Here is a 20,067-nt window from a genome sequence, read left to right as displayed (position 1 = left end):
GTGGTGAGATGATCGCACGCTCCTCCACCCTGTCGGCCCCATGGCTCCTAGCCGGCCCTGGAGCCCTGTTCTTCTTCGGGCTGGTGCTTCTTCCGCTGGCGCTGACGGTCATCCTGTCGTTCCACGCCTATGATCATTCCACAGGCATTCAGAACGCCTTTACCGTGTCTCATTATATCACCGTCGTCACCGATGGATATTATCTCGAGATCTTCTGGAGGACATTGCGGATCGCAGCGCTGACTACGCTCATTTGTGCCGCGATCGGAGTTCCGGAAGCTTACATTCTGTCGCGCATGCGCGATCCGTGGCGCTCGGTTTTCCTTCTCGTCATCATTGGTCCATTGCTCGTTTCCGTCGTGGTCCGCACCTTTGGCTGGAGCATGCTGCTCGGCTCGCAGGGGCTCGTGAACCAGGCACTCCAGCTTGTCGGATTCGCACCAGTCAGGATTCTCTACACCGAGACCGCCATCGTTATTGCTCTCGTCCACGTCATGCTGCCGTTCATGGTCATTCCTGTGTGGACGGCCTTGCAGAAGCTCGATCCTATGGTCGAGGCAGCAGCCTGGACGCTTGGTGCCTCGCATTTCACAGCTCTTCGTCGAGTGGTCATGCCTCAGGTGACGCTGGGCATGCTCTCCGGCAGTTTGATCGTTTTCGGACTATCAGCCAGTGCCTTCGCCGTGCCGGCTCTGCTTGGCGGCCGTCGTCTCAAAATGGTGGCGACGTTGGTCTACGACGAATATCTGCATGAGCTCAACTGGCCCCTCGGAGCTGCTATCGCGATCATCGTGCTTGTCGCAAACCTTTGCATCATGCTGGCCTACAACCGCATGGTCGAGGCCCGCGCTCGCCGGACCCTCGGGTGACACCATGCAGAAAAACGGTCCGGTCGCTCTCATTTTTCACGTTCTCGTCCTGACGTTCGTTTTGGCGCCTCTGGTCATCATCTGCCTCGTCGCGTTTACTCCCGAGAATACCTTGAGCCTGCCAACGACTGGTTTATCCCTGCGCTGGTTCAAGGCCGTCTTTGAGCATCCAGATTTCATGGCGTCCTTCTGGAACAGTATATGGCTGGCAACGCTCTCTGCGACCTTGGCTGTTGCATTCGCCGTACCTGCCGCGCTTGCTATCAGCCGCTATACGTTCCCAGGCAGGGACTTTCTCAATGCCCTGTTTCTGTCGCCACTGATCATTCCTCATCTGGTTCTCGGAGTGGCCTTTCTGCGACTGTTCGCGCTTCTTGGCGCCACGGGCAGCTTTGCATGGCTGGTAGCAACACACATCATTGTCGTGACGCCTTATGTGCTCCGTCTCGTGCTCGCTGCCTTGTCAGGGCTCGACCGCAGTGCTGAGCAGGCCGCGCGGACGCTCGGTGCCGGGGAATGGACTGCGTTTCGCCGCATCACGGCTCCCATGATCCTGCCCGGCATCACGGGCGGCTGGCTGCTTGCCTTCATCAACAGCTTCGACGAACTGACGATGTCGATCTTCGTCACCTCACCCGCAACCGTCACGCTGCCGGTCCGCATGTACATGTATGCGACGGAATCCATCGATCCGATGATGGCAGCGGTCTCAGCCCTGATGATCGCCATCACGGCCGCTGCCATGCTGGTACTGGATCGCGCATTTGGGCTCGACCGCATCCTCGTCGGGCAGCGCTGAGGAAATGAATATGGCTCTTCTCAAGCGCCTTTCCCGACATGAGCTTCCTCTCGTACCCTTCACGCTGAACGGTGAGGCCTGCTCCGGCCGTGCGGGCGATACGGTTTTGACCGCCATTCTCACTCAGTCCGACCGGCTGCGTCTCAGCGACTTCTCGGGAGACCCCAGGGCCGGCTTCTGCCAGATGGGCGCGTGCCAGGACTGCTGGGTTCTCACAAGTGACGGCGGGCGCGTCCGCGCCTGCAGCACGGCCCTCAAACCCGAAATGAGTCTTCGAACCATCACGGAGCCGAGATCGTGAGCGACGCCATTCGACCATTGATTGTCGGCGCCGGCCCTGCGGGCATCCGTGCGGCGCAAACACTCGTGAACGCCGGCGTCAGACCTGTCGTCATCGATGAAGCGCCATCGAGCGGCGGGCAGATCTATCGCCAGAGGCTCGTGCCTGACGAGCGATCCGCGAAAGATCTCTACGGATCGGAGGCCGCGAAGGCGATCGCCTTGCACGAAACCTTCGCGCAGATCCGCGACCGGATCGATTATCTACCCGGAACCTTGGTATGGAACCTCCACGACAAGGCTGTGGATGCGGTCACGGGTCAACGCACGCGCCGCATTGCATTCAGCCATCTGATCCTAGCCACCGGCGCGACCGACCGCGTTCTCCCCGTCCCCGGCTGGACCCTTCCAGGCGTCTTCACCCTGGGCGGCTCTCAGATCGCCTTAAAGTCGCAGGGCTGCGCCATCGGCGATAAAGTTGTGTTTCTCGGCTCGGGACCGCTGCTCTATGTCGTTGCGTGGCAATATGTGAAAGCCGGCGCCAACGTTGCAGCCGTTCTCGATACGGCACCGTTCTCAGCGAAATTCCATCTCCTTCGTGGATTATTCGCTCAGCCCTCCGTTGTCCTGCGCGGCTTTCGCTATGCCGCCGAACTCATGGCACACGGCGTTGCCGTTCGCTTTGGGGTTCAGCCTGCTCGCATCGACGGCACGACGCGAGTCGAGGGGATTGTCTGGCGCGAGCGCGGCAAGGAGCATCGCCTCGCCTGCGATGCGGTGGGTTATGGCTTCTCCCTGCGGTCCGAAACGCAGCTTGCGGATCTTGCGGGATGTCGCTTCACCTTCGATACGCGGGACCGGGCATGGCGGCCTGAACGCGACGGCGCGGGTCGCACCAGCGTGTCAGGCGTCTATATCGCGGGTGATGGTGCCGGCATTGCCGGCGCGGATGCCGCCGAACTCGCCGGAGAACGGGCGGGCCTCGCGCTTCTCGATGATGCAGGCCTCCCGGCTGACCATGCGAGGATCGGCGTGCTGGAGCGCAAGCTCGCCAGCATCCAACACTTCCGTGACATTCTCGAATCCGCGTTCCCGTTTCCGGAAGCCTGGGCCACCAGCATCGCCGATGACGTGACCCTGTGCCGGTGCGAGGAGATCGCCGTCGGCGATGCGCGCGCTGCCGCGCGCGATCAGGGTATTTCCGAACTCAACCGTCTCAAGGCGTTGACCCGGGTAGGCATGGGCCGGTGCCAGGGGCGGATGTGCGCCAGCGCGGCAGTGGAAGTTCTGGCCTCCACCTGCGGTCGATCGCCAGATGCGGTCGGGCGGTTACGCGCTCAGCCGCCCGTCAAACCCATTCCGCTGGAGGTTGCGGCCGAGGGAGAAGCCGCATGAGCCGCGCCCTTCACAAGGATGTCGCCATCATCGGTGGCGGACTCGTCGGAAGCTCCGCAGCCCTTGCCATGCGACGCATGGGCTTCTCCGTCGTGCTTCTCGACAAGGGCTTCTGCGGTGCCCAGGCCAGCGGCGTGAACTACGGCGGCGTGCGCCGTCAGGGCCGCCCGCCGGAGCAGATCGCTCTGTCTCAACGGGCTCATGCCATCTGGCCGCGCCTGAAAGACCTCATCGGCATCGATGGTGAATTCCTGCGCTCAGGCCACCTGAAGCTCGCGAGAACTGAGGCCGAGATGACATCGCTCGAAGCCTATGCGGCCCGCGTCGCGGATCTGGGGCTCGACCTGGAGCTGATCGGCGGGAACCAGCTGCGGGAACGCTTTCCCTGGATCGCGGGAGACGTCACAGGCGCGTCTCTGTGTGCGGGTGATGGCCATGCCAATCCCCGCCTCGTCTCCGCGGCGTTTGCCCATGCGGCGCGACACGCAGGCGTGGATGTTCTCGAACACACCCCTGTGTCGCATGTCGAGAAGACGCTCGACGGTTTTCATCTATCGGCAGGCTCGAACGCCGAGATCAAGGCAGGGTTCGTGATCAACAGCGCCGGCGCCTGGGCGGGTCCTTTCGCGGAAGCATTCGGCGAGCCTGTGCCGCTCCATGCGATCTACCCGAGCATGATTGTCACTGAGCCCATGAACGTTTTCATGAATGTGAACATCGGGGCCGAAGGCGGCGGCATTTATGCGCGCCAGGTTGAGCGCGGCAACTGCATCGTCGGCGGCATGCGCGGCGAGCCGCTTGCAGAGCCCGACTTCTCCCGTCCAACGGGCTCGGGCGCCGTGACCATCATGAACCGCGCTGCAGCCCTGTTCCCGGCTCTGCGCCATGCCTACGCCATCCGCTTCTGGAGCGGCACGGAAGGTGAGATGGCGGACCGGAACCCGGTGATCGGCTTCAGCCGGACCACACCGAATCTCATTCACGCCTTCGGCTTCTCGGGAGCCGGATTCCAGATCGCGCCGGGAGTTGGCGAAGTCCTGGCCGAACTCGTCCGTGACGGTGAAAGCCGCACGCCGATTCAAGCTTTCGCCATCGATCGATTTGCCCGCACGACCCAAGGTTCCCGGGCGGATAACGAACCTGAACTAAAAAAGAGGGAAGCAGCACAATGAAAACGATAACGCTTTTGCAAGCCACAGCCTTTGCCGCGCTCGCCATCGCAACCTCCGGCGCAGCTCAGGCGCAGACCAAGACACTCTATGTCGGCATGAACGGCGGCAACTTCGAGAAAACCTTCACGCAGAATGTCTTCCCGGACTTCGAGAAGGCGAACAACGTGAAGGTTGTCGTTGTGCCTGGCACATCGTCTGACATTCTGGCTAAGGCCACCGCGGCCAAATCAAATCCCCAGATGCATGTAATGTTTCTCGACGACGGCGTTATGATCCGCGCCATTGGTGCAGGCCTGTGCGAGAAGATCAAAGATACACCAGCTCTGGCCGATCTTGCTCCGGGCGCCCGGCTGAAGGATGACATGGCGATAGGTATCGACCTCGGCATGACGGGCCTCGCTTACAACAAGAAGATGTTCGAAGAGAAGGGCTGGGCTCCCCCGACCTCATGGATGGATCTCGCCGACCCGAAGTACAAAGGGAAAGTCGTGTTCCAATCCGCTGCAGCCTCGTCCTTCGGACTGCATGCCTTTCTCATGTTCAACCGCATCCAGGGCGGCAATGAGATGAACGTCGAGCCGGGCTTCTCCAAGTTCAAGGACACCATCGGTCCGAATGTACTCGAATACATTCCGAGTTCGGCCAAGATCTCCGAAATGGTACAGACCGGCGAAGCCGCGATCTTCCCGCTGACCCCAACCGCCGTGGCGGCTCATCAGGAGAAGAACATTCCAGTGGAATACGCGCAGCCTAAGGAAGGCTCCGTTATCCTGATGGTGACCGAGTGCGTCATCGCGAATAACAGTGAGCCCGAACTAGCTCAGAAGCTTGCCGCCTATCTCCTCTCGCCTGAGGCTCAGAGTAAGGCACTTCAATACGGCAATATCGTTCCCTCGAATGTGAACGCCAAGGCGCCCACCCCCGAAGCAGAGACCAAGCTCAAGAAGTTCCACGAGTACATGAAGACTGCCGTCACGCTTGATTGGGATACGATCAACGAGAAGCGGCCGGAATGGAACAGCCGCTGGAACAAGACTATCGAGCGCTGATTAAATTAAGACAAGGCGGGTGCTCGATGCATCCGCCTTGTCCAAATCCCATAATGCCTGAACCGTGGCGGAAGCCCCGGCTGACACAGTGGCTAGCGCTCGTGTCCGTCTCCGATCCGACCCATTGACTCGGACGATCTCCAGGCTGAAAGAAAGGCTTCTGCACTCGTTCGGATAGTCCGCTTGGGGTCAAACTATGAAACCTGCTGCCCCTCAGGAATGTCCGTAGTTCCCGGCCTAAGCCGACATTCGCTGTACTTCCGGGGTGTGCCAGTAGCTGCCCTTCCGCTAGATCGGTTTGTCCTCGTGAGGTCATCCTAAAGCGGCTGAAGCGCCTGGATGTGGTGCCGGAACTATCACTACTCATTCGTTAGCTAGGGCTGCCCTACGCGGATGGTTCAGCCCGAGTGAGACTCTGCACCCGTAACACGTCTCCAGCCTTTAACAGCGGGACGAGCGCGGTTGAGGGATCCAGGTGATGCCATGAGGTTCCACACCAAAAGCATGGAAGACATCTAACAGGGCTGCTCAGCCAGCAGGTTGACAGTTCGATGCGCCGCGTGGCCGGTTATCCCGGATGTCGGGTCATGGGTGACGTACCGTTGGAAAGGACTTAACAATTGAACCGTGAAAGTCCGAAATCGCATGGACATCCGTCCCGAATAAGGGTTGTACCGAGGAGAAGCGATATAGGTATCTGAGTTGATAACACCCGTGTCCATGTAATCTCCATGCTGTCCAGATCAGACTGGAGGAAGCAAAACACAAAGCAGATTCAGGTGGCACTAAAGGATCTAACTTAAGATGACTTTATTTCTTGGCTGAAATGCCATCAATCCAAAAAAAAGAGGAATACACTAACAAAGTTATTCAGCTGCGCTGGAAAGATAATCAGATGAATACAAATAAAAGGCCAACATTTACAGCAGCAGCATTGCGTCTATCAGTTGAAAATGTCGTAAACATATCCCGTTTAGCACTTTCAAGTCTTAGCTTGGTGGCTCTCTCTATCGACCCGATCGACAATTATAAGTTTGCCAGCTATGCGTATATTGCATCTACAATGTACGCGGTCTACGCAGCTCTCACATATCTCTTCAATAGTACTGGGCGTACGCCTAAGCTGGTACATGCATTCTCGTACGTAGCAGATTTTTCTTTCTCCTCTGCGCTCGTATTCTTAACAGGAGGAGCATCTAGTCCCCTGTCTATGCTGCTGTCATTTCCGTTACTTGTTGCAACGCTCCGCTGGAACTGGCGAGGGGCAATCACAACATCCGCATTGTTGATAGCTCTCCTTGTTGGCCTCAGCTTCGCCGATGATGGCGCGCTGACAGGAGCCCACGACGACATCAATAGATTTGTCATTGGAGGCGCGTTCCTCCTCGTTGCAGGCCTCATGCTCGGGCATGTTGGCGCATTTCGGGAACGAAGCCTTGAGCGACTTGCCGCTCTTGCATCTTGGCCACCTGAAGTAGCTGCTGCAGGAGAATTCCCCCAGCTTGAACCTTCACTTGTGCATGCAGCAGCTACAATGCGCGCGAACCGGGTTCTCGTGCTTTGGGAACAGGAAAATGAGCCTTTTTTGTTCATATCAGTTTGGGGCAGCGGGAAATGCAAGAGCAGGCGTGAGGAACCGGGGACGTATGATGGGTTGGTAGCCCCAGAGTTGGCTCAGACTGCTTTCATGATCGGAGAGCCTCAACATGATCGCGCCATAGCCAAGCAAATTGGCTGCAGCGAGCCCCTTCAATCGTTGAACCGGAGCCTGGCTTGGGACTACGGTATAACCCGATTTGTGACGGCTCCCTTCACTACTCAAAACTCATCTGGAAGAGTTTTCATTTTAGAGCCTGACTCCACCAGCGGGGAACTGATCGCACTCACTAGCATCGTTGCCAACCGAGTTTCGATTGAGATTGAGCATCATATTTTACGGATGGAACTTGACGCTATCGCGGCATCAGCGGAGCGGGCGCGCCTAGCGCGCGACATGCACGATGGAGTCCTTCAAACCCTAACAGCCATCGGACTTCGCTTGGCATCTGGCATGGAGAACGCGGGACAGAGCAACATTGATACGCTGAATGAGCCCCGCGAAATGCTCGCAGATGCTCAGCGCCGGCTTCGTGAGTTTGTAAATAGCGCCTATGTAGACAAAAGAATTCCGTTAGACGGCGGAGGATTTCCAATTATGGGGGCCACGGAGGTCACATCAAAGCGAGTCTTCGACTTGGAGGTTGATTGTTCAAAGGCGCTGGGCGAAGCTCGTCGCCACTGGAAATGCAGCACTCACCTGAGAGTATCACCGCAAGGCGCCCAAGTGGCTCACCATATTGGACGGCAAATCCCACCTATTTTAGCCGAAGCAGTTGCCAACGCGATCCAACATGGGGGAGCGAGCACGATCAACGTCGAAATCACACGCAGGGTGCACTCGCTTGAACTTACTATATCCGATGACGGAACAGGGCTACCAGGTCCTACGGGAGAATTTGATTACGAGACGGTCTTTCTACAGAAGGTCGGTCCGAAGACGATTCGCGACCGGGTGCTCGAGGTCAGGGGCGATCTCACTATCTCTAACTCCTCCAGTGGCTTGACCCTTAAGATTGGTATTCCAATACGATGAATCGACAAGATGCCCGAACATCACTCGTTGTTGCGGACGATCACCCTCTCGTTCTGCAGGGTTTAGAGGGAATTATAGCACCAGAGCCCGACCTCCATATCGTCAGCCTCTGTGCCAATGGATTGATGACCTTGGAAGCTATTCATAAGTACGAGCCTGACATAGCGCTTCTCGATGTAGCAATGCCAACGATGAGTGGAGTTGAAGTGCTAGATGCACTCACCAGGACTGGATCAACAACAAAGGTGATCTTTCTAAGCGCCACGATGTCCGACACACAGATCTACGCCGCTGTAGAGAAAGGAGCTTACGGAGTCGTCCTGAAGGATGTTGCTCCACATTCGCTCCTCGATTGCCTCCGCCGTGTTGGTTCCGGAGGCCGATGGTTCCCGCCGGAGTCGGTCGGTGAGCCCATACAGCGGGAAATTGGCCGACGCCAAGCTGCAACGACGATAGCCAGCCTGTTAACATCGCGCGAGCGGGAAATCCTACTTCTCGTCGGTTATGAGTTCTCCAACAAGGAAATTGCTCGCCGCCTCTGCATATCCGATGGAACGGTCAAGCTGCACATTCATAAGATCTATCAAAAGCTGGGCACATCGAGGCGCTCGGATATTGAAGCCCTCGCAGCTTCATACGGGGACATCCTTGGAGGCAATTGACTCCCTGAGGTCTGTTCATGTCGCGGGCGACTCTGGAGCGTATCTCAGGATGACAGACCCGCTATCATAGGCGGATCTGCTTGACGCATGTTCCGCACCAATGAGCGGCTTAGAAAAAGACCTCGTGAGTGGCGGCAGGTATAGTAATGCCGATAAAGAATAGCGGCCGAGGCTATTCAGTCCTCCCACCGTCAGGCAGTTTGGCTTGGTCGGAGCACCTGCGCAAAGCCCTCATATCCCCTCGGTTATATTTCCCACCTCCCAGTCGCCCTGTAAACGTGTTCATGGTCTCCATGCTTCATCGCATGTAGCTCAACACTGATCTGAAACTGTGTGGATCCGGACACCACAGAATGAAAATTCCATCTTCCACGCCTAACGTGGAATTGTAGCTGTCTAACTGAAGGGCCTGACAAATGTATATACCCGATCAGCAGGTCGAGCAGATAGCCCGCGCGCTTTACGAAGCCACTGACAACCACTTGGTATGGGATGATGCCTTCGAAACCACAAAGGCGCAGTTTCGCCTCTATGCCCGCGAAGCGATTGCTCTTCTTGACAAATACAAAGGAGCTGAAGGCCGCCGGGCGCATGACTCACCATTCCTGAACCGGGTCCGGGTATCACGCTAAGCCTAGCCATCTTATCAAGAAGACTTCAACGGCAGATACACAGGAGCAAATGATTTGAATCGTGTACTTCTCTCGGCAGCGGCATTGATAACCTTTACAGCAGTCAATGCAAAAGCGGCTGACCTCCCGTTCCAGCATGCTGCTCCCACTCCAATACTTGCGACAGCGCCACTCTTCACATGGACGGGCTTCTACGCTGGCGTGAATGCTGGTTCTGTATGGGACGACAGCAAGCTGACTCTGAGCGATATTGATAGTAGCTTCGTTCTCGTCAACAACTCAGATAACGCCCGCTTCACTGGTGGCGCGCAGATCGGCTACAACTATCAGTTCGGAGGTGCCGTTTTCGGTCTCGAGGCTGACATTAACCGCCTCAACCTAAGACATTCATACGCGGAGGCGTTTGCCGACGATTTCAACACCGGGACTTTGACGGCTGAGCAGAGGGTCCGCTGGTTTAGCACCCTGCGCGGCCGTCTCGGCTTTACACCCATGGAGCGCCTGCTGGTCTACGGGACTGGCGGACTTGCATTCGGCAAGGTTAGAACCAGCACTTCGTATGTTGGCAGCGGCGTCGACGACGGCGCTCCCTTTTCAATCAATATAGCTGGCTCAGACTCCACCACGCGATGGGGTTGGACACTCGGCGCGGGAGCTGAATACGCATTCACAAACAATCTGTCCCTTAAGGGCGAGTACTCGTACGTTGATCTCGGCTCGAAGAACTATGCTGCTGTCGATCCGGTGCGAGATGAGCCTAACTACAACGTGAAGGCTGAGTCCAGGTTTCACGTTCTTCGAGCTGGCCTGAACTATAGGTTCAACACTCACTAAGATCAAAGAGTTCAGATCGGTAAGGAGACGCCCGGCTTTGTGCCGGGCGTCGCATTGTTAGGCTGCAGTGGGACCTGAAGCATGTTCGAGCACTTTCATGCTTTTTCCAGAATGGGAATCGAAGTTCGAGCCGAAGCGCCTGCGCTGACTGTCCTTGCAATTAACCGGCCATACCCGCTCGATCAACAAAAGAGCGTTGAACAATCCTTCTCACCGCATCCGCGCGAGGCTTCAGGACGTGCGATACACGGGTATCCAGTGAGCAGCTTCGTAGTAGCAATCTTAGTTGGTCATGTCCTCACGACTTCATCGTTGTCCGCTGCCACTGCAGAATGGCGCTACTGCTTCGCACCGTCTGATGCCACACGCACGATCTATCTGTCAGACATATCTTTTACTTCTGCGCTAGTGGGCACATTGGAGATAAGCTTCAAGCAAGTGCTGGCGAATTCCAATATTGTCTATGACACAGTTCAATGCCCCCTCGCCAGAGATAAAGCCGGAATCAGTGCCTCGCGCGATCACGCTATTAGATTCAGCAAGGAGTTCTTCATGCGGAGCGCCATCGAACTCCGCTGACCTGCTGTTCAGCTCTCAGATGTCCGGCCCTGAATGCGGCTTTGGCATGCCGACGAGCTGGATCGAACCAACAAGCGACATAAATGTATCCATAGGGTTTAATGCCACCCAATTTCACAACGTCTGGATCACACCTCAAATAATCTGAGCTCGTCGCCAGCGCGATATTCTCGGGACCAGTAGCGGGCACTCGCACCCGCCTCGATGCCGATCATGCAGGTTGGGAGAGGCAAAGAACTTGAGCACCTGCCCTCCCTGACCTGACGTTGGATCGGCACCTCGCCTGCGGCGGTGATGTGGTGCAGGTGGAAGACAGACTTGACGATGTCCAGACCAATGTTAGTGGCTGTGCATATGGTCTCCTCCTGTGCCCCTAGCTGGCCGGGGCAGCTACATTACCTCACTACTGAGTGAGAGCCATCCACAGCATCAGATGCAGAAGTTTGCCCCTATTTGAGCGCGGGCTCTCCTCCTCGTTATAGCTCAAAAACCTGAGCACCAGTCTGATAGTCGGATACATAGAGGTCCCATATCATCATCGTAGAAGTGATCCAGATCTCCTCCCAATGCTCCGCGGCGGAAAAGCTCTCGGACTTACGCAAGATAACGAAGATTTGTTGGCTTACTGTGCAGAACGCTCTCAGCCGTGAGGCGTTCTTTCAACAGTTGCCTCCTGTATACCATCGTTATGGCGGCAGGGGCGGCACCCCATATGGCCTGCTGGAAGTTCGGCACACTTGATGGTTCTGAGCATGAAATCATTGTTGCACGCAGTAGCTCCTGCGGCTTGCATCCTACTGTTCCTGTCTTCCGGCGCTATGGCTGCCCGGCCGGACGAGGCCGAAGAGGCGGTCGCCGCACAGGGTCAGGTAGCGCCAGTGGCGCTCGAGCCTGAGAAGACTATCCCGCTGCCCTCAGCGAAACCCTTGAAGGGGAGTAGTTCTTTGAAGTCCCAGCGGCCGGGAATGGCCCCAGCCAAGGGTCAGAAGGGATCCACGAAGGGCACAAAAGACCGCAGCAAATCACCTCCTGAGGTGACTTCGTCCGCCGTCCGGGAGTACAAGGTCAAAGGCTATTCAGTAACGGTCCACTCAGACGCTCAAACGGGGGTCGAATTCTACTGCCGTAAGATCAGGAAGCGCCTTTGGATCAATGGGGAGGGCTGGGTTATCCGCAGCATGCCTTCCTGCTTCTGATACAGCGGAAGGCCAGGGGCCGCTCACCGGTCCCAACTTCGACTTAAGTAACCACCGCCTTCCGGGGGCAAGTAGAAATCTGCCGCATGGTTGAACCTGCTGCTTCACCTGTCATGTAGGGATCAACTGAGTATGACACGGTTGGTCTCATCAGCCGAACTTTCATATCGCATTCTGCTCACGGTATTGTGTCGCCTCCACAAACGATGACGGTGGACCGCACATTCTCGCCGATGCCATACCAGATGGATTGCGGGCGTGGGGCAACCCCCAGTTATGAGGAATTTGTGGAACACACCATCGAACGACTGCTGCCGCTCCGCGAGCGGCCGGCCTGGCTGCAGTACAGCGCCGCCGCCGCGATCGTCGGCGCGTTCGCCCTGCTCCGGGCCGGGTTGAACAGCCACCTGCACGACTACTCGTTCTTCCTTTTTGTGCCCGCCGTGTTCCTGTCCTCACTGCTGTTCGGACGGGGACCAGGATGGGCGGCCACCATCCTGGGCACGCTACTCGCCGTCGGACCTTTCAGCTACCCGCCCACGCGCATCACCGTCGCGGAGGACGATGTCATTCCGCTCACGCTCTTCGTCCTGACATGCCTCGGGATGTCGGAGATCAGCGGTGCGCTGGGCCGCGCCCTGAGAAAGGCCAGGGAGGCAGAGCGACGCTACGTGCTGCTCCTGCGCGAGACCGAGCATCGCACGAAGAACAACTTTCAGATCATCCGCTCGGTGCTGTCGGCTCAGGCCCGAAACCAGTCCGATTCAGCCGTCCGTCATGTGCTTGAGGCGGCCGCCGCTCGCATCGACGTGATCGCAAAGGCGCAGGACCGGCTGCGGTTCGAGGATGGGGATAGCCGTATCCGTCTCGACGAGTACCTGACCGACCTGTGCGACGGTCTCCGGGAGGTGCTATGCGAAGTGCGTCCGATCGAGCTGTCGGCCATGGTGGAGGAAATCGAGGTTCCTAGCGCCTCCGCCGTGCCGATAGGGCTGATTGTCAACGAACTCGTGACGAACTCCTTCAAGTACGCCTTCCCGGACGGACGGCCCGGACGGATCAGCGTATCCCTCGCAAGAACGGACAACGGCCACGCGGAGCTGGTGGTGGCCGATGACGGGGTCGGCTTGATCCAGGAGGGATCACGGCAAGGGCTCGGCACGCGCCTCACGGATCTGCTCTGTCGACAGCTCGATGGCACGATCCGACGGGAGACCGACGGTTCCGGATGCAGAGTCGTAGCCGAAGTGCGGCTGGAGCCAGCCTGACGGCAGTCTTGACTTCGTGGAGCGGCTTGAATGCAGCTCCGGTTCATTTGTCTCTGCTGGCATGCTGACATAATACCGGGTGAATGGCATAGTGGCGACCCGCGCCGGTTTGTTTTGTGATCTGTGCTGTCGCGCCCAGGTCTTAGGCTTCTTCCCGCGCGGGTAGAAAGGTCGTGCTGACGGAGCTCATGCGCATCAAGGGATCGTCGCCGTTCCTGGCGGGCAATGAGGTCTCGATCGCCGATCTCTATCTTGCGCCGCTCTTCGCCTATATTGCGCTCACCCCGCACCTTGAAGAGTTCGCCGGTCTACCTGGCGTCGGGGAGTAGTGGGAGCGCATTTCAAGCCGTGACAGCGTCAAGAGTACCTAGCCATGACCCACTAGCTGCAGGTAGATTATTGAGGCTTGAGCACCCCACCGAGTCCGAAATGGAAGTTTGGTCGCCGCGCATGCCAATCAAAGAAGGGCAAATAGATGACAGACGAGGCCGAACCACAGGGCGATCTGACGGTACGCACCATCGCGATGCCTGCCGATACGAACGCCAACGGCGATATCTTCGGTGGATGGGTGATGTCGCAGATGGACCAGGCAGGCGGCATCGCTGGAGTTGAGCGGGCGCAAGGCCGTGTGGTGACAGTCGCAGTGGACGCCATGCACTTCATCCGTCCTGTCCGCGTGGGCGATGTTCTTTGTGTGTACACACGCGTCGAGCGTGTCGGCCGGACATCCATGACCATCAAGATCGAAGCGTGGGCGCGCCGCTTCCAGACCCAGATGCGCGAGAAGGTCACTGATGCCACCTTTACCTTCGTAGCCATTGATCAAGATGGCCAGCCGCGCCCTATCCCACCAGCCGCCGAGGTCGTTGTTTCCTGACGAGACAACACGACTGCGAGCCACAGAATGGACAGTCACAGCACTGGAGATCTGCATGCAGATGCGAGCTATTCCCTCCACAGCGGAACAGGTGCCGGTGATCGGGTGCGGCACATGGCCGACATTCGATGTCGGCTCCTCGGCCGCTCAATGCGTGCCGCTGATTGAGGTGCTCAGAACGCTGGTTGCAGGAGGCGGATCGGTCGTCGACACTTCGCCCATGTATGGGCGGTCCGAGGGTGTTCTCGGCGATCTGGTGGCTGATGCCCGAGCAACTCGACCTGTTCACGCCCGTCCCTTCTCTGCCGCAAGGGTTCAAGTATCAGCCGGAGTTCCTGTCACCAGCTGATGAACAGGAACTGGTCAGACGCTTAGCGGAGCTGCCGTTCAAGGAGTTCGAGTTTCAGGGTTAGCGGAGCAAGCGCCGCGTGATTTCGTTCGGGTGGCAGTACGACTTCAACGGGATGGAACCGCACAGAACCGGGACCATCCCTGAGTTTCTGCTCCCTTTGCGTGAGCAGGTTGCTGAGTTCGCCAACATGGCCCCTGCCAATCTTCAGCAAGTCCTTCCCACCGAGTACGCTCCTGGAGCCGGCATCGGTTGGCGCGAGGACAAACCAATATTTGACCAGGTGGTAGGCATCTCGCTCGTTTCTCCTTGTCTGTTTCGCCTGAGACGGAGAACAGGCACCAGATGTGAGCGGACCTCCCTCACGGTGGAGCCGAGGTCTGCTTATTTGTTGCAGGACCTTCACGATCGGAATGGGAGCACAGCATCCCGGCTTTGGACCGTCTGCGCTACTCGATCACGTTCCGGAATTTCAAATCGTCCGGTTCCCGATAAAAGGATCTCGCCTGAACCCAGGGATGTGCGAGCGCTTACAGGCCCTCGCTCCTTCGGATCTGGTCGTAAGCCCGCCGGACAGTTCCCTTGCCGTAGGTCCGCTCCAGGCGACGCACGACGAAGTCTCCGCGAGCGAGCGTCTGAAAGTGATCTACGAAGGCGGCGTTCACGGCTGCGCCGCCAATCGCTCCAAGCATAGGCACCGCTTGGGCTGCGACCTTCTGCGAGACCATCACCCCAAACCTTGATCCGATCTGGGCCAGCAGGCGCACGATGGCCGAGGCGCTCTCGTCAACGATCCCCCGGCTAGCCATCTGCTGCAAGGCACGGGTGACGGACTTCGCCATCGCGGCCCGCACGGCGAAGTAGCCGGTCTCGTGCAGGTTGTCCGAGCCTGTGCGCCCTCCTAGAGCGAAGACCTGTAGGCAGGCCAGTGCCGTTTCTGGATCCTCAAGGTCCTCGCCCTCGCTTTGGGCGATCCGGGCGATTGATCGCAGAATGATCGTCGTCGAGATTGGAAGCTCCACCAAGACGGCGGAGACGCCGAGCGCCCCGCCCATGGCACCGGACAAAACCGCAAGCGCCTTATGTACCCGTGTCTCGGGATCCCTGCCCTCTTTAGGAATTGTCCGGAGCGCATACCGCAGAGCCCGCGTGAGCGCCGCTTGTGTCGCCTTCGAGATCATGCTGGACGGCCACCTGGGGAAGAGCTTGCCCAAGCATCTCGATCGGCCGCCCGGCCAGGGCGGACAGCCGGGCTACGTAGCTCGGCCCTTCCAGCGCAATGACTGCTTGGCGCAATGCCTCGCGGTCCACGCTGGTTAAGGCGATCTCCGGTGACGCAGCGCGGGCTGTGGAAACCGGAAGCGGCTCCGGGCAACGAAGTTCCTGGCTCATGCCAGCCTATTTGGGAAGCTGAAGCCGCCGTTGACAGTCCCGGCTTGCGTGCAGGGCTGGAATCACGCGTGCAGAGACGGGCGGAACGCCTAATCGGCAGGCTGCGTTGGCGCAGAAAGGCCATTCGAGCGAGGAGGCATGCAGGTCTTTCCCGAAGCAAATCACCTGGCATCCCAGGGACCCGGTTCAGCCACAATCCGGATCGGCACCGCCGCTTGGAGCATCCCGAAGGAGCATGCAGCTCCCTTCCCCGTGGCGGGATCTCACCTGGAGCGTTACGGCGCCGTCCTGAACGCGGTCGAGATCAACTCTTCGTTCTACCGTCCGCATAAAACGGCCACCTACGAGCGCTGGGCGAGCTCGGTACCGGAGGGCTTCCGCTTCTCCGTGAAGATCCCGAAGGCCATCACCCACGAGCGCCGGCTCAAGGATGTGGGCGACCTGCTGGATCGGTTTCTGTCAGAGGTAGGTGGCCTCGGGCCCAAGCTCGGCCCGCTTCTGGTCCAGATGCCGCCAAGCCTGAGCTTCCAGCACGGTGTCGCCGACTGTTTCCTAAGCGGTCTGAGGAGTCAGACCAGGGGCAGCATCGTCTGTGAGCCCCGCCATGCCTCCTGGTTCACGCCTGAGGTCGAGGCTCTGCTCGCCGAGTTACGGATCGCCCGCGTGGCGGCCGACCCCGCCCCAGTCCCAGGTGCTGATGAGCCGGGCGGGTGGCGTGGGCTGTCGTACTATCGCCTGCATGGTTCTCCACGTATCTACTACTCCGCCTATAGTCCCGAGTACCTATCGGCCGTCGCAGAGCTGCTCACTCGCGACGTTGCAGCAGCCGTCGAGACTTGGTGCATCTTCGACAATACGGCGGCCTTCGCTGCCATCAGGGATGCGATCACGATCAAGCATTTGGTGCAAGCCAGCTGAGCGTTACCGCTGGGCAGAAGGCCACAGCATCCTTCAGCCGCTATGATCCCCTTAGGTTCTGCATCATCTATGTCATGTGCCGGCCAAGGGTCACGCCCACAGCTAGGCTCTGGCATGAACTTTCCGTTGACCAGGGTGTCCTCAGGGGCGGGCCTAGCCTGACGGAATTCAACAGCAGGACATGCAGCGAGTGCTGGTAAAGGACCGCTCTGGGTCAATGCGTAACGTTGGACCGACCTAATGAACGTCCGGTATTCATGCTTCAAGCAGACATCCGGCGTACTTCCGGGATGTGCCAGAAGCTGCCGTTCCACCCGGTACATAAGCTCGGTATGGCAAAAACTGCACAAATGGCATGGTTAGGACGGAGCATTCACGTGTGCTGGCGCTGGGCTCCGTCACGCACTCATCATCAACGGTATGGCGCTTACCCCTACGCCTTGGCTGGCGATGTTGAGCTTGCCCGCAGACGAGCCAGAGTCGATCCGATTTCTTACCCGTTTGCCTGTCGCAAGGAGTAGACGTTGTCCAGTTGTGCCTGGACCCATGGGCCCGCCTCTTCAAACGTCTTGAACACGACCAGAGAGTTGCCTGCGTCGCAGCGGCCGAAGCCTGCCTCCAGGTGCCACCATCCCTTCATCTTGGGATCATGAGCGTCCCCGTCCAGACGGGCCAGAACGGCTGTCAACTCGCCGTCCGCCAGCACAAGCTGACCCTGCGTGTCATGGCCGTCGATAAGAATGGGAATGGCTTGGAACGTAATCATCTTGGGCACAGCTACGCCTTGGTTGGGGCGTAAGCACGGTCCTGCGGACACCCAGGGAAAGAGTATCCTCTGTACGATACCGAACAGAGCGGAAGTAAGGCCGATGTGTACGGTTTCGACTAAACAGTCATCGTGTCTCACCTGGCAGGCTCGGATGGCATCTCAGGTCAGGGACAAGGCCGGCTCACCCTCTGCGGCTCCACCGTCGGCGGGCTTTCCCACCACGATCCTCCACGTCCTGAACTTCGGGCTCACCTCCTCGAACTGGTGCCAGGCGCCGGCAGGCACCATCATCACATCGCCTGCGGTAAACTCGATCCGGGCTCCGTCCCGGCAACGCAGGACGCCGTAGCCTGAGATGATCACATAGACGATGTCTGCCTCAGCGACCTCGGCTATCGCCTCCAGGCCATCAGTGCCGTGGATCGAAACAGCAAGATGTGACCGGGTCAGCACCTGGGTGATCCCGTGCTCCTTCGTCAGCCCGGCAAGCTCGGCATCGGCTGTCAGGTTCACTGACTGGTTAGGATCGTTGGGGAGCATCAGCCCAACCTCGCCCATAGCGGTCGCCGGTTCGTCAGACTAGGTCGCCCACGCGATCAGCAATGCCGTCCCGCTGATCATGAGCCCGGTCCAGATGAAGGTAGTTTGGGTTGTAGCCTGCAATCTCCTTCAGGCGCTCCGGATCAAGGATCGTCAGGGCCTTACTCTTGAGGCGGATCAGGTTCTCGTCCCTGAGCTTGTTGAGCATGCGGTTGACATGCATGGGGGTGAGCCCCGTCGCATCGGCCAGGTCAGCCTGGGTGAGTGGGAACTCCAGGGTCTCGCCCTTGGACCTTTCCACTATGCGGTAGCGCACCAGCATCTCGTAGAGGAGATGCGCGATCTGCTCGTAGGCGTCCCGCCTGCCGTGGTTGACCACCCACTCGCGCAGCACCGCCAGGTCGGTGAGCGTGCCCCACCAGAGCGCTTGGGCAATGCGACCCTGGCCGCTGAGCAGATCCTTCATCTGGTCGCCTGAGATCAGGGCCACGCTTGTAGGCATCATCGCCACCACCGAGTGGTCCATCTCTTTCAGGATGAAGATCTCCGCGTCGCACAAGTCGCCCGGCACCAGGAACGCCATGATCTGGCGCCCACCGTCCGGCAGGAGCTTGTAGCGGGAGGCAAAGCCCGACAGCACGACATGGCAGTCGGGCGAGTGATCGCCTTCTCTGAGGATGTCCTCGCCGGGCGCGTATTGCCGCTGCCGCTCCGAGATCAGCCTGTTGAGCATCTGCCGCTCCTCCTCGGAGAAGCGGGTGAACTGCTCCATCTTCATGGTCCAAGGGTTCGCCACGGGTAAGCCTCTCACAATGCCGCACGGGAAGGCTGGCCTTGGATCAACGCATCAAGCGACGGGTCAGCCCCATTCTCTTGGTCGAATTCGTACAGAACCGATCCATGTTGTTGGCGGCGCCTCTGTTCGGCCTCATACCAGATAGCATCACCTGCACAGTTCCCTCTGGGCGCGGGTGACTGGGAGACGCTGTGTGCTCTTGCCCTGAATGGGAAAGAGCCATGACCCTCTCCAAGTCTAGTGTTCGCAATCGTCTGCTCCAGGCCATGTCCGAGGACGACTTCGCTCGTCTGGCGCCTCACCTTGAGCCGGTGACCTTGAGCGTGAAGCAGGTGCTGGTCGAGGCAAATGAGCCCATCGAGTATGTCCACTTCCTGGAAGCGGGGCTGGCATCCGTGGTGGCGATCAGCCCTGACAATGAGCGCCTGGAGGTCGGGCACATCGGCCGTGAGGGAATGACGGGCGAGCCCATCCTCCTCACGGTCGATTACACTCCCCATCAGACCTTCATTCAGGTGGCTGGATCAGGCTTGCGGATTCGGGCCGACGACCTTTCGGCCGCCATGGAGGGCAGCCCCTCGCTCAAGGGTCTCTTGCTGCACTGGGTGCAGGTGTTGATGATCCAGACGGCCCAATCAGCCCTGGCGAATGGCCGCTTCGCCATTCAGGAGCGGCTCGCACGATGGCTGCTCATGTGCCATGACCGCATGGATGGCGACGACCTGCCGCTCACCCATGAGTTCCTGTCCCTGATGCTGGGGGTAAGGCGTTCAGGAGTGACGGAGGCGCTGCATGTGCTAGAGGGCGTGAAGATCGTCAGAACCAGCCGTGGCCGCATCCACCTTCTCGACCGCGCACGGCTCGAAGAGATCGCGGGCGCCTGCTACGGCCTCCCAGAGGCTGAATACGCGAGGCTCATCGGGTTGCCGTTGAAGAACTAGGCGGGATGGCTTTGCTGTGCTTCAGTGCGGACGCGCATTGACTATCCCCGGCACGGGAGGGTTGACCCTCATTCCCCTTCCGTGTGGCCCTGATCCAGTCGAGCGATGAGACTAAG

The 20,067-nt window shown here is 58.8% G+C and carries 20 protein-coding genes and 1 pseudogene; 17 read left to right on the top strand and 4 right to left on the bottom strand.

Annotation, left to right across the window (positions count from 1 at the left end; translation table 11 throughout):
• The first annotated feature begins 8 nt into the window (after positions 1-8).
• The 15 genes and pseudogenes from MA07_RS27000 to MA07_RS26935 all read left to right on the top strand — a co-directional run bounded on the left by MA07_RS27000 (position 9) and on the right by MA07_RS26935 (position 15,090).
• Positions 9-869: an ABC transporter permease gene (locus MA07_RS27000; RefSeq protein WP_152569041.1), complete on the top strand. Its 861-nt coding sequence runs from the start codon at positions 9-11 to the stop codon at positions 867-869.
• A gap of 4 nt (positions 870-873) precedes the next feature.
• Complete coding sequence (locus MA07_RS26995; protein ID WP_036359796.1) at positions 874-1,668, top strand: ABC transporter permease; 795 nt, start codon at positions 874-876, stop codon at positions 1,666-1,668.
• Between the two features lie 10 nt (positions 1,669-1,678).
• Positions 1,679-1,969 carry a (2Fe-2S)-binding protein gene (locus tag MA07_RS26990; protein WP_036359793.1) on the top strand — a complete coding sequence of 97 codons (291 nt, stop codon included), beginning with the start codon at positions 1,679-1,681 and terminating at the stop codon, positions 1,967-1,969.
• Complete coding sequence (locus MA07_RS26985) at positions 1,966-3,342, top strand: NAD(P)/FAD-dependent oxidoreductase (protein ID WP_036359790.1); 1,377 nt, start codon at positions 1,966-1,968, stop codon at positions 3,340-3,342. Before MA07_RS26990 ends, MA07_RS26985 begins: the two co-directional genes overlap by 4 nt.
• Positions 3,339-4,514 carry an FAD-dependent oxidoreductase gene (locus tag MA07_RS26980; protein WP_036359788.1) on the top strand — a complete coding sequence of 392 codons (1,176 nt, stop codon included), beginning with the start codon at positions 3,339-3,341 and terminating at the stop codon, positions 4,512-4,514. The genes MA07_RS26985 and MA07_RS26980 overlap by 4 nt, the downstream gene beginning before the upstream one ends.
• On the top strand, positions 4,511-5,563 hold the full coding sequence (locus MA07_RS26975; RefSeq protein ID WP_052003598.1) for an ABC transporter substrate-binding protein: 1,053 nt from the start codon (positions 4,511-4,513) through the stop codon (positions 5,561-5,563). The genes MA07_RS26980 and MA07_RS26975 overlap by 4 nt, the downstream gene beginning before the upstream one ends.
• An 826-nt stretch (positions 5,564-6,389) precedes the next feature.
• Complete coding sequence (locus tag MA07_RS29285) at positions 6,390-8,195, top strand: histidine kinase (RefSeq protein WP_081929189.1); 1,806 nt, start codon at positions 6,390-6,392, stop codon at positions 8,193-8,195.
• Positions 8,192-8,857, top strand: coding sequence for a response regulator transcription factor (locus MA07_RS26965; protein ID WP_052003597.1), 666 nt, complete (start codon positions 8,192-8,194; stop codon positions 8,855-8,857). The genes MA07_RS29285 and MA07_RS26965 overlap by 4 nt, the downstream gene beginning before the upstream one ends.
• Before the next feature lie 416 nt (positions 8,858-9,273).
• Positions 9,274-9,489, top strand: a complete 216-nt coding sequence (locus MA07_RS26960; protein ID WP_036359783.1) for a hypothetical protein — start codon at positions 9,274-9,276, stop codon at positions 9,487-9,489.
• A gap of 54 nt (positions 9,490-9,543) precedes the next feature.
• Positions 9,544-10,323 carry an outer membrane protein gene (locus MA07_RS26955; RefSeq protein WP_036359780.1) on the top strand — a complete coding sequence of 260 codons (780 nt, stop codon included), beginning with the start codon at positions 9,544-9,546 and terminating at the stop codon, positions 10,321-10,323.
• A gap of 81 nt (positions 10,324-10,404) precedes the next feature.
• The gene (locus MA07_RS29850) at positions 10,405-10,902 is read left to right on the top strand and encodes a hypothetical protein (protein WP_152569039.1); all 498 of its coding nucleotides are present in this window, start codon (positions 10,405-10,407) and stop codon (positions 10,900-10,902) included.
• 1,483 nt (positions 10,903-12,385) lie between these two features.
• On the top strand, positions 12,386-13,366 hold the full coding sequence (locus tag MA07_RS26945; protein ID WP_036359775.1) for a histidine kinase dimerization/phosphoacceptor domain -containing protein: 981 nt from the start codon (positions 12,386-12,388) through the stop codon (positions 13,364-13,366).
• 173 nt (positions 13,367-13,539) lie between these two features.
• A complete protein-coding gene (locus MA07_RS30350) occupies positions 13,540-13,695 on the top strand; it encodes a glutathione binding-like protein (RefSeq protein WP_160195510.1) in 156 nt (51 codons plus the stop codon).
• A 146-nt stretch (positions 13,696-13,841) separates the two neighbouring features.
• A complete protein-coding gene (gene yciA, locus MA07_RS26940) occupies positions 13,842-14,246 on the top strand; it encodes an acyl-CoA thioester hydrolase YciA (RefSeq protein ID WP_036359771.1) in 405 nt (134 codons plus the stop codon).
• Positions 14,247-14,509: 263 nt separating this feature from the next.
• Positions 14,510-15,090 (top strand): annotated as a pseudogene (locus MA07_RS26935) (alpha-ketoglutarate-dependent dioxygenase AlkB).
• 35 nt (positions 15,091-15,125) lie between these two features.
• Here the strand turns inward: MA07_RS26935 and MA07_RS26930 are convergent.
• Positions 15,126-15,776 (bottom strand): EcsC family protein, encoded by a 651-nt coding sequence (locus MA07_RS26930; protein ID WP_244445362.1) that lies wholly within the window; start codon positions 15,774-15,776, stop codon positions 15,126-15,128.
• A 349-nt stretch (positions 15,777-16,125) separates the two neighbouring features.
• Between MA07_RS26930 and MA07_RS26925 the strand changes: the two genes are divergently transcribed.
• On the top strand, positions 16,126-16,905 hold the full coding sequence (locus MA07_RS26925) for a DUF72 domain-containing protein (protein WP_052003596.1): 780 nt from the start codon (positions 16,126-16,128) through the stop codon (positions 16,903-16,905).
• 493 nt (positions 16,906-17,398) lie between these two features.
• On the opposite strand, the gene MA07_RS26920 is transcribed toward MA07_RS26925, so the two are convergent.
• The 3 genes from MA07_RS26920 to MA07_RS26910 form a co-directional block, all read right to left on the bottom strand.
• Entirely contained in the window at positions 17,399-17,671 is a 273-nt protein-coding gene (locus tag MA07_RS26920) for a hypothetical protein (RefSeq protein ID WP_152569037.1), read from the bottom strand.
• A gap of 162 nt (positions 17,672-17,833) precedes the next feature.
• A complete protein-coding gene (locus MA07_RS26915) occupies positions 17,834-18,214 on the bottom strand; it encodes a cupin domain-containing protein (protein ID WP_160195509.1) in 381 nt (126 codons plus the stop codon).
• 34 nt (positions 18,215-18,248) lie between these two features.
• A complete protein-coding gene (locus MA07_RS26910) occupies positions 18,249-19,010 on the bottom strand; it encodes a Crp/Fnr family transcriptional regulator (RefSeq protein WP_244445361.1) in 762 nt (253 codons plus the stop codon).
• A 221-nt stretch (positions 19,011-19,231) separates the two neighbouring features.
• On the opposite strand from MA07_RS26910, the gene MA07_RS26905 reads away from it, so the two are divergent.
• Entirely contained in the window at positions 19,232-19,951 is a 720-nt protein-coding gene (locus MA07_RS26905; RefSeq protein ID WP_036359762.1) for a Crp/Fnr family transcriptional regulator, read from the top strand.
• Positions 19,952-20,067: the final 116 nt, after the last annotated feature.

It is taken from the genome of Microvirga sp. BSC39 (assembly GCF_000739015.1).
In the GTDB taxonomy this organism is placed as follows: domain Bacteria; phylum Pseudomonadota; class Alphaproteobacteria; order Rhizobiales; family Beijerinckiaceae; genus Microvirga.
Note: the sequence above shows the minus strand (reverse complement) of the source record. Positions and strands in the feature narration are given on the sequence as shown.

Bases quoted from the DNA above. Each gene is read 5' to 3' on its own strand.
- MA07_RS27000 (WP_152569041.1), top strand. From the start codon at position 9: ATGATCGCACGCTCCTCCACCCTGTCGGCCCCATGGCTCCTAGCCGGC.
- MA07_RS26995 (WP_036359796.1), top strand. From the start codon at position 874: ATGCAGAAAAACGGTCCGGTCGCTCTCATTTTTCACGTTCTCGTCCTG.
- MA07_RS26990 (WP_036359793.1), top strand. From the start codon at position 1,679: ATGGCTCTTCTCAAGCGCCTTTCCCGACATGAGCTTCCTCTCGTACCC.
- MA07_RS26980 (WP_036359788.1), top strand. From the start codon at position 3,339: ATGAGCCGCGCCCTTCACAAGGATGTCGCCATCATCGGTGGCGGACTC.
- MA07_RS26975 (WP_052003598.1), top strand. From the start codon at position 4,511: ATGAAAACGATAACGCTTTTGCAAGCCACAGCCTTTGCCGCGCTCGCC.
- MA07_RS29285 (WP_081929189.1), top strand. From the start codon at position 6,390: ATGCCATCAATCCAAAAAAAAGAGGAATACACTAACAAAGTTATTCAG.
- MA07_RS26965 (WP_052003597.1), top strand. From the start codon at position 8,192: ATGAATCGACAAGATGCCCGAACATCACTCGTTGTTGCGGACGATCAC.
- MA07_RS26960 (WP_036359783.1), top strand. From the start codon at position 9,274: ATGTATATACCCGATCAGCAGGTCGAGCAGATAGCCCGCGCGCTTTAC.
- MA07_RS29850 (WP_152569039.1), top strand. From the start codon at position 10,405: ATGTTCGAGCACTTTCATGCTTTTTCCAGAATGGGAATCGAAGTTCGA.
- yciA (WP_036359771.1), top strand. From the start codon at position 13,842: ATGACAGACGAGGCCGAACCACAGGGCGATCTGACGGTACGCACCATC.
- MA07_RS26930 (WP_244445362.1), bottom strand. From the start codon at position 15,776: ATGATCTCGAAGGCGACACAAGCGGCGCTCACGCGGGCTCTGCGGTAT.
- MA07_RS26925 (WP_052003596.1), top strand. From the start codon at position 16,126: ATGCAGGTCTTTCCCGAAGCAAATCACCTGGCATCCCAGGGACCCGGT.
- MA07_RS26920 (WP_152569037.1), bottom strand. From the start codon at position 17,671: ATGATTACGTTCCAAGCCATTCCCATTCTTATCGACGGCCATGACACG.
- MA07_RS26915 (WP_160195509.1), bottom strand. From the start codon at position 18,214: ATGCTCCCCAACGATCCTAACCAGTCAGTGAACCTGACAGCCGATGCC.
- MA07_RS26905 (WP_036359762.1), top strand. From the start codon at position 19,232: ATGACCCTCTCCAAGTCTAGTGTTCGCAATCGTCTGCTCCAGGCCATG.